This is a genomic window from Streptomyces sp. NPDC048415 (assembly GCF_040651675.1).
In the GTDB taxonomy this organism is placed as follows: domain Bacteria; phylum Actinomycetota; class Actinomycetes; order Streptomycetales; family Streptomycetaceae; genus Streptomyces.
In genome coordinates this window covers 122,325-129,534 of sequence record NZ_JBEZKJ010000015.1, presented here as the reverse complement: position 1 = coordinate 129,534, position 7,210 = coordinate 122,325, and the positions used below count along the sequence as shown (strand labels likewise).

6 protein-coding genes are annotated in these 7,210 nt (G+C 71.6%); 3 read left to right on the top strand and 3 right to left on the bottom strand.

Annotated elements, in window-relative coordinates; genetic code table 11:
- From AB0D27_RS13665 to AB0D27_RS13655, 3 genes are all read left to right on the top strand, one after another.
- The coding region (locus AB0D27_RS13665) for an SUKH-4 family immunity protein (protein ID WP_362506712.1) at nucleotides 1-1,071 on the top strand (1,071 nt) is incomplete at its 5' end.
- A 92-nt stretch (nucleotides 1,072-1,163) separates the two neighbouring features.
- Nucleotides 1,164-2,108: an LCP family protein gene (locus AB0D27_RS13660; RefSeq protein ID WP_362506709.1), complete on the top strand. Its 945-nt coding sequence runs from the start codon at nucleotides 1,164-1,166 to the stop codon at nucleotides 2,106-2,108.
- 147 nt (nucleotides 2,109-2,255) lie between these two features.
- On the top strand, nucleotides 2,256-3,143 hold the full coding sequence (locus AB0D27_RS13655; protein ID WP_362506706.1) for a cellulose-binding protein: 888 nt from the start codon (nucleotides 2,256-2,258) through the stop codon (nucleotides 3,141-3,143).
- Nucleotides 3,144-3,242: 99 nt separating this feature from the next.
- On the opposite strand, the gene AB0D27_RS13650 is transcribed toward AB0D27_RS13655, so the two are convergent.
- From AB0D27_RS13650 to AB0D27_RS13640, 3 genes are all read right to left on the bottom strand, one after another.
- On the bottom strand, nucleotides 3,243-4,877 hold the full coding sequence (locus AB0D27_RS13650) for a cation acetate symporter (protein ID WP_362506703.1): 1,635 nt from the start codon (nucleotides 4,875-4,877) through the stop codon (nucleotides 3,243-3,245).
- The gene (locus AB0D27_RS13645; RefSeq protein WP_362506700.1) at nucleotides 4,874-5,338 is read right to left on the bottom strand and encodes a DUF485 domain-containing protein; all 465 of its coding nucleotides are present in this window, start codon (nucleotides 5,336-5,338) and stop codon (nucleotides 4,874-4,876) included. Before AB0D27_RS13645 ends, AB0D27_RS13650 begins: the two co-directional genes overlap by 4 nt.
- Before the next feature lie 211 nt (nucleotides 5,339-5,549).
- Complete coding sequence (locus AB0D27_RS13640) at nucleotides 5,550-7,043, bottom strand: MFS transporter (RefSeq protein WP_362506745.1); 1,494 nt, start codon at nucleotides 7,041-7,043, stop codon at nucleotides 5,550-5,552.
- Between the last annotated feature and the right edge of the window lie 167 nt (nucleotides 7,044-7,210).

Below are 7,210 nucleotides of genomic sequence, written 5' to 3'. Positions count from 1 at the left end.
CACCCCCCGGGCATTTTTCGGGGCGCCCCCCCGCCGGTCCCCGGCCCGCGTAGCCCCGGGCAGCAGCCGCCGGCGTACGGCTATCCCCAGGCGGGGCAGCCGACCGTCGGCCCCGGCTACCAGGCCGTACTGCGCTACCGGGCGCAGGACGGCTCGGAGCAGCAGTTGATCCGGCGTTCAGCGCCGGGTACGCCGCACCCGGAGTGGCAGATCCTGCACGAGCTGCGGGCGATGAACGTGCCGCCGCAGCAGGTGCTGGAGCTGCACACGGAGCTGGAGTCGTGTGAGCTGCCGGGCGCCTACTGCGCGCGGATGATCCGGGAGACATGGCCGCAGGCGCGGATCGTGAGCATCGCGCCGTACGGCACGGATCACGCGAGCCGTCAGCAGGGGATGCACCAGCTGCTCGCGCACCAGGGCGAGTTGCACCAGGTGGCGGACGGGCCGGCCCGTCCGGCGCCGGTGCGGGCGCCGATTCCGCCGGTGCAGCCCGCGCCGCCGATCCCGCCGGAGGCGATCGGGCAGGAGTTGGCGGCGGCGTTCGGGCCCGGGGTGTTCCGGTTCGACCAGGCGGCGGTGTCGCGGCAGGGTGTGCCCAACATCGTGGCGCACACGCTGGTGGTGGCCGGACTGCCGATGGACATGGGCCCGTTCTTCTGGGCGCAGGCCCAGCCGGGCCGCCCGGTGCCCACGCTCGCCGAGCTGGCGCAGGAGCGCGGGGTGCAGCCGGCCCCGGACGCGGGCTCGTACCTCGTCATGGGCAGCGACTTCGGCAAGGCGATCTGCGTCCAGTACGGCACGGCGAGCATCGTCGCGGTGCCGGTGGAGGCCGGACCGGGGGGAGCCTCCGTGCCGCCGCAGTTCGTGAACACGGGGCTGCCCGAGTTCGCGCGCTGCCTCGCCCTGCTCGGCCGCATGTGGCGGCTGCGCTTCGGCCTCAACCAGGAGCAGGCGGGCCGCTGGACGGTCGACTTCCAGGCTCAGCTCGCCTCCCTCGACCCGGCGGCCCTGGGCTCTCCGGAGAGCTGGTGGTCGGTGCTGCTGGAGCAGATGTGGGACGGACTGCTCTAGGGGCGACGGTGTGACGGCGTGACGGCGTAAGTCGTCGGTACGGACGAGGCGCTCGACCTGCGCGACGGGTCGGGCGCCTCGATCATGCGGTCATGAGGACTGGGCGAGCGCGGAGCGACGAGCGGCGCCGACGCGGGTGGCTGCCTCCGCTGCCCTCAGGGCTGTGGGGCAGGGTCGGGCTCGCTCTGCTCGGCCTCGTACTGCTGGTCGCCCTGTACGCCGTCAGCCTGTATTTCTGGGGTGATTCGCGCCTCAGGCACACGGACGCGTTCGATACGTACGCCGGTGCACCGCGCGCGGATCCCGGCGCCGACTGGCTGCTGGTGGGCATCGACGCGATCATGGTCCTGCACTACGGGGACAGCGGGCCGTATCTGGTGTCGATCCCGGGGGACTCGTACGTCTCCATCCCCGGACACGGCAAGAACAAGATCAACGCCGCATACGCGCTCGGCGGCGCCAAACTCCTCACACGCACCGTCGAGCAGGCCACCGGGCTGCGCCTCGACCACTACGCCGAGACGGACTTCCTGGGCCTCGTGCACATGGTCGACTCGCTCGGCGGTGTGACCGTCTGCGTACCGGCGGGCGGTCTGCGCGACGCGGGGGCCGATTTCGCGGCCGGGTGTCAGCACATGAACGGCGCGCGGGCGGTGGCGTACGTCCGTGTCCGGGACGCCGGTCCGGCGGGGGACCTGAGGCGGGTGAAACGGCAGCGTCAGGTGGTGAGCGCGGTCGCGCGGAAGGGGGCGAGTGTGTCCGTGCTGCTGCCGCCGTGGCGGCTGATCCCCTTCCTCGGAGCCGTCGACGACGCGCTGACCGTCGACGACGGGACGGGTGTGCGGGACCTGGCGCGGATGGGGCTGGCGCTGAAGAACCGCGCGGGCGGCGCGGGGGCCGCGACGACGGTTCCGGTGGGGCCGGAGAGGGGCGTGCCCGGGGTCGGGGAGGTCGTCGAGTGGGACCGTACGAAGGCCGAACAGCTCTTCTCCGCGCTCCGCGATGACGCCGCGATTCCGGCGTCTGATCTCAAATGACGTATCCGTGCCCGGATGGGTGAGCGGAGTGTCGCGTTATGAACACTTCCTTGTGATCCACCAAGATATGCGCGAAATCATCAAAACGCGCGAAATCTACATTTCGGCATCGCCATGTCGGGTGTCCAGGTGGAGAGGGGTCCAAGGATGAGCAGCGCATCGGTGTCGCCGCACGGTTTCCTGGCCGTACGGGGGCGTGGTTACCGTCCCGAGCAGGTCGACGCGTACGCCGCGGCGCTCTCCCGGGACCGCGACGCCGCCTGGGAGCGGGCCGCCCGGCTGACCGTGCTGGCCAGGGAGATGGGCGAGGAGGCGGAGCACATGCGGGGCGTCGTCGCGCGGCTCGCTCCGCAGACGTACGAGACGCTCGGGGAGGGGGCCCGGCGGATCTTCGAGCTCGTCGAGGAGGAGGCCGCCGCCGTACGTGAGAACGCGCGCCGTGAGGCTCAGCGGGTCGTCGAGGAGGCCGAGGCGGCGGGGCTGCGGGTACGGGAGGCCGCACAGGCGTACGCCGACGAGGTGCGCGGCGAGGCCGAGGAACGCGCCCGGCACCGGCTTCTCGCCGCCCGCGCCGAGGCCGACGAGACGCGGATCTCGACCCGCCGTGACATCAAGGAGAACCGCGGTGAGGCGCTGGCCGCGCTGCGCGAGGTGCGGCAGCGTACGGAGGGGCTGCTCGCGGAGCGGGAGAAGGAGAGTGCCGAGCGCTGGGCCGAGGCCGAGCGGGAGGCGGCCGAGCGGGAGGCCGCGCTCGACGCGCACCACGTCGAACTCGTGGCGCGTGCCGAGGCGTCTTACTCCGAGGCGGAGCGGGCCTTGGCCGAGGCCGGGGAGTCATCCCGGCGCCGGGATGAGGAAGCCGCCGCCCGGGCCGCGGAGGTGCTTGCCGAGGCGCGGGTGCGGGCGGAGCGGATCGCTCGGGAGACCGAGCGGGTGCTGCGCGAGCATGGGGAGCGGTGGGACGACGTACGGGCCCATATGGACCACGTACAGACGAGTCTTTCCACCCTGACGGGGCGGGCGGCGGCGGAGTAGCGGCAGTTCGCCTTATTGCCGCTCCGCGGCGCGATTCCCACCCGCCCACTCGTCTCGGTCGGCGGGAAAGGAGGCCTCGTGCCGACGCTCCGTTGCCCCCTACGCCCCCCTCCTCAACGCCCCCGCCAGAATCCACCCCTCCACCGCCTCGTACTGCCTCCGCTGTTCCTCCGACTTGCGCCTGCCGGAGACCACCGTCCCCAGCCAGCCGTAGGCGAAGCCCAAGGGGATGGAGACGAGGCCCGTCGTGGTGAACGGGAACCAGTTGAAGTCGGCGTTGGGGAAGGCGGAGGTGGGGGAGCCGGAGACGAGGTTGGTGCCGGGCATGAGGAGGAGGACGGTGAGGGTGCCGCCGATGAGGGTGGCGAGGAGGCCGGCGCGGGTGTAGCGGCGCCAGAAGAGGCTGTAGACCAGCGCGGGCGCTATCGCGGAGGCACCCAGGCAGAACGAGAGGGTGACCAGCGGCTGCAGGCTGTGGTGCTGGACGAGCGTGGCCAGCAGGATGGCCGGCGCGCCGACCGCGAGGGCGGAGAGGCGGGCCAGCAGCATCTCGCGGCGCGGTGACAACTCGTCGTCATGGCGACGGGAGCGCAGCAGGGCGCCGCGCGCGAAGACGTCGTGGGCGAGGGAGTTGGCGCAGGCCAGGATCATTCCGGCGACGGAGGCGAGCAGCGTCAGGAAGATCGCCGTGGTGACGGTGGTGAACAGGAGGGTCTCCGCCGTCGAGACGTCGGGCCCGAACGCCGCCCGGGATCCCAGCAGATACGCCGTGTTGCCCTGCGGATCGGCGCCCGCGATCACCTGGCGCCCGATCAGGGCCGTGGCGCCGAAGCCGATGACGCTGATGACCAGCACGAACAGCGCCACGCACGGCACCGCCCAGGACATCGAGCGGCGCACCTGCCGGGCGCTGCCCGCGGTGTACATCCGCATGGTGATGTGCGGGAGGCAGGCGCCGCCGAGGACGACGGTCAGCTCCGAAGTGATCATGTCCAGGCGGGGGTTGGGGCCGCCCGCGAACTGCAGGCCGGAGTGGAGGAAGGCGGAGCCGACCCCGCTGCCCCGGCCGGCCGCGTCGAGAAGGGCGCCCGGATTCCAGTCGAATCGGTTCAGGATCAGTACGGCGACCACGGCGCCCGACCCGAGCAGCATCACGATCTTCATGATCTGGATGAGCGCGGTGCCCTTCATCCCGCCGATCGCGGCGTAGCTGATCATCAGCGCGCCGAGTCCGATGATGCAGCCGGTTTTGAGGGAGTCGTTGGAGAAGCCGAGGATGAAGGCCAACAGGTCACCGGTGCCCGCGAGTTGGACGACCATCAGGGGCAGCAGCGCGACGATGGTGACCACGCACGCGGTGATACGGACCGCGCGGCCCGGCATGCGTCGCGCGAGCGCGTCGCCCATGGTGAACCGGCCCGCGTTGCGCAGCGGTTCGGCCAGCAGGAACATCAGCAGCATCAGGGAGAGGGCGGTGCTCAGGGCCAGCACGACACCGTCGTATCCGGCCAGTGCGATCACCCCGCCGGTGCCGAGGACGGTCGCCGCGGAGATGTAGTCCCCGGCGATGGCGAGGCCGTTGCGCATCGGCGAGAGCGATCCGTACCCCGTGTAGAACTCGTCCAGGTCGTCACCATCCGGGCCGGTCATCACGCACAGCAGCAGCGTGATGGTGGCGACCGCCGTGAACGCCACCAGGGACATGGCCTGCGCGGAACTGCTGAACCCCGTCATCGTGCCGCCTCCCGCTTCGCGTCCAGTTCGGCCTGCTTGCGGATCCGGTCCGCGATCGGGTCGACGCGCCGGCGCGCCGTGTACTCGTACAGCCCGATCGCCAGGCAGGTGACGGGCAGTTGGAGCAGTCCGAGCAGTAGCCCGGTGGACAGGCCGCCGGACACCGTGCCCGTCATCAGCGAGGGCGCGAACGCCGACAGGAGGAGGAAGAGGGTGAAGTATCCGAGCGCGGTGAGCGATGCGACGCGCCGCTGCCATCGGTACGCGCCGCGCAGGAGTCTGATGTCGCTGTGGTGACCCAGCGCCTGATGGCGCGGCAGGCGCCTTCTGGCGGGTTCGGGCGGCGCGGACTGCCAGGGGTAGGTCAGGTAGGAGGGTGATGAGGGGGGCGGATACGGGGAGTGCTGGGCGTACGGCTGAGGGGGGCGTGGGTGCTCGGGGGACGAGAACGCGTCTGGCATCCCGTTTCTCCTTGCGTGGCTCGGGCCCGGTGCGGACCGCAGGGAGCTGGGGGGTGAGCAGCGCACGCTACTCGCAGGTATCCCGGGCGCGCTGCACTTTCACCAAACCGAGCGGTCGGTATGCGCTTACTTCGGTGACCTGGGGTGTTACCCGCGTTTACCCAGGCGGCCGCTGAGGCGCCGCGGCCTCGCCCGGTGTCGTACGACTGCCTCAGTCCACGGGGTTCTTCAGGACCGGGAAGCGGCGCGGGGCGACGAACAGCAGGACGAGGAAGGCGAGGGCCGCGGCGCAGGACGCGCCCAGGTAGACGGCGTGGACGGCGTCGGCGACCGCGTGGCGCACATGCTCGGCCGGCGTCCCCGAGTCCAGCGCGCGGGTCACCGAGTCGAGATCCCCCGCGCCGCCGAGCCGCGCGGCCAGCACCCCGTTGGCGATCGCGCCGAACAGGGCGGCGCCCACGGTCTGTCCGGTCTGACGGCAGAAGAGGACGGAGGCGGTGGTCGTGCCGCGTTCGGCCCAGCCGACGGTCGACTGGACGCCGACGATGAGGGGGAGCTGGAAGAGGCCCAGTGCGCCGCCCAGCAGAAGCATCAGCAGGGCGGGCTGCCAGGCCTTGCCCGGATAGGGCAGGAAGGGAAAGGCGAGCAGCAGCAGGGTCGCCGCGGCGATGCCGAGCATCGCGGTGTTGCGGAAGCCGATGCGCCGGTACACGTGCTGGCTGAGCGCCGCCGACGCCGACCAGCTCAACGTCCATACGCAGAGCACGAATCCGGCCGCCATGGGGGCCAGTCCGAGGACCGCCTGCGCGTAGGTGGGAAGGAAGACCGCCGGCGCGATCATGAGCAGGCCCAGCGCGCCGAGCGCCAGGTTCACCGCGGCGATCGTACGGCGGCGCCACACCCACCCCGGGATGATCGGTTCGGCGGCCCGCCGCTCGACCACCACGACGAGCGCGACCAGGCCGAGCCCCGTGCCGATCAGGGCCAGCGAGGGTGCCGACAGCCAGGCCCAGGCCACCCCGCCCTGCACCAGCGCGGTCAGCAGGACGCCGCCGCAGGCGAAGACGGCGAGGGCGCCCGCCCAGTCGATTCGGGGGCGGTGCGTCATCCCCCGTACCGGCTCGTGCAGATGGCGGATGATCAGCCACAGCGCGAGCGCGCCGATCGGCAGGTTGATGAGGAAGATCCACCGCCAGTCGGCGTACGCCGCGAGGACTCCGCCCAGGGCGGGACCCGCGACCGCCGAAGTCGCCCACACGGTGGACAGCTTGGCCTGGATCCTGGGGCGCTCCTTGAGCGGGTAGAGGTCGGCGGCGAGGGTCTGCACGGTGCCCTGGAGGGCGCCGCCGCCCAGGCCCTGCACGATGCGGAAGGCGATGAGCGCGGCCATGTTCCAGGCGGTGGCGCAGAGCAGGGAGCCGAACAGGAAGACGACGGCACCCGCGACGAGGACCGGTTTGCGGCCGAAGGTGTCGGAGAGCTTGCCGTAGACGGGCAGCGTGACCGTCACGGCGAGTAGATAGCCCGAGAAGAGCCAGGAGAAGACGGAGAATCCGCCGAGGTCACCGACGATCTGGGGGACAGCCGTCGACACGATGGTGGCGTCGAGCGCGGCCAGCGCCATCGCGAGCATGAGCGCGGCGACGACGGAGCGGCGCCGACGGGTGTGCTGGGACCCGCCCGACGTGCTGGACGCCGTCCGTATCTCTGTCTCCCCCTGGCCCACCGGATTCCTTCCCCCTGCATCTATCTGCCGCCGACCACCATGCCACTTGAACCTCACGTCGCGGGAGGGTGGACGCTGACTGCGCTCAAGGGTGGATGCGACCCCGAGGACGACTCCACCGACGGGTGGAGGACCCCTAGGGGTAC

Bases quoted from the DNA above. Each gene is read 5' to 3' on its own strand.
- AB0D27_RS13660 (WP_362506709.1), top strand. From the start codon at position 1,164: ATGAGGACTGGGCGAGCGCGGAGCGACGAGCGGCGCCGACGCGGGTGG.
- AB0D27_RS13655 (WP_362506706.1), top strand. From the start codon at position 2,256: ATGAGCAGCGCATCGGTGTCGCCGCACGGTTTCCTGGCCGTACGGGGG.
- AB0D27_RS13650 (WP_362506703.1), bottom strand. From the start codon at position 4,877: ATGACGGGGTTCAGCAGTTCCGCGCAGGCCATGTCCCTGGTGGCGTTC.
- AB0D27_RS13645 (WP_362506700.1), bottom strand. From the start codon at position 5,338: ATGCCAGACGCGTTCTCGTCCCCCGAGCACCCACGCCCCCCTCAGCCG.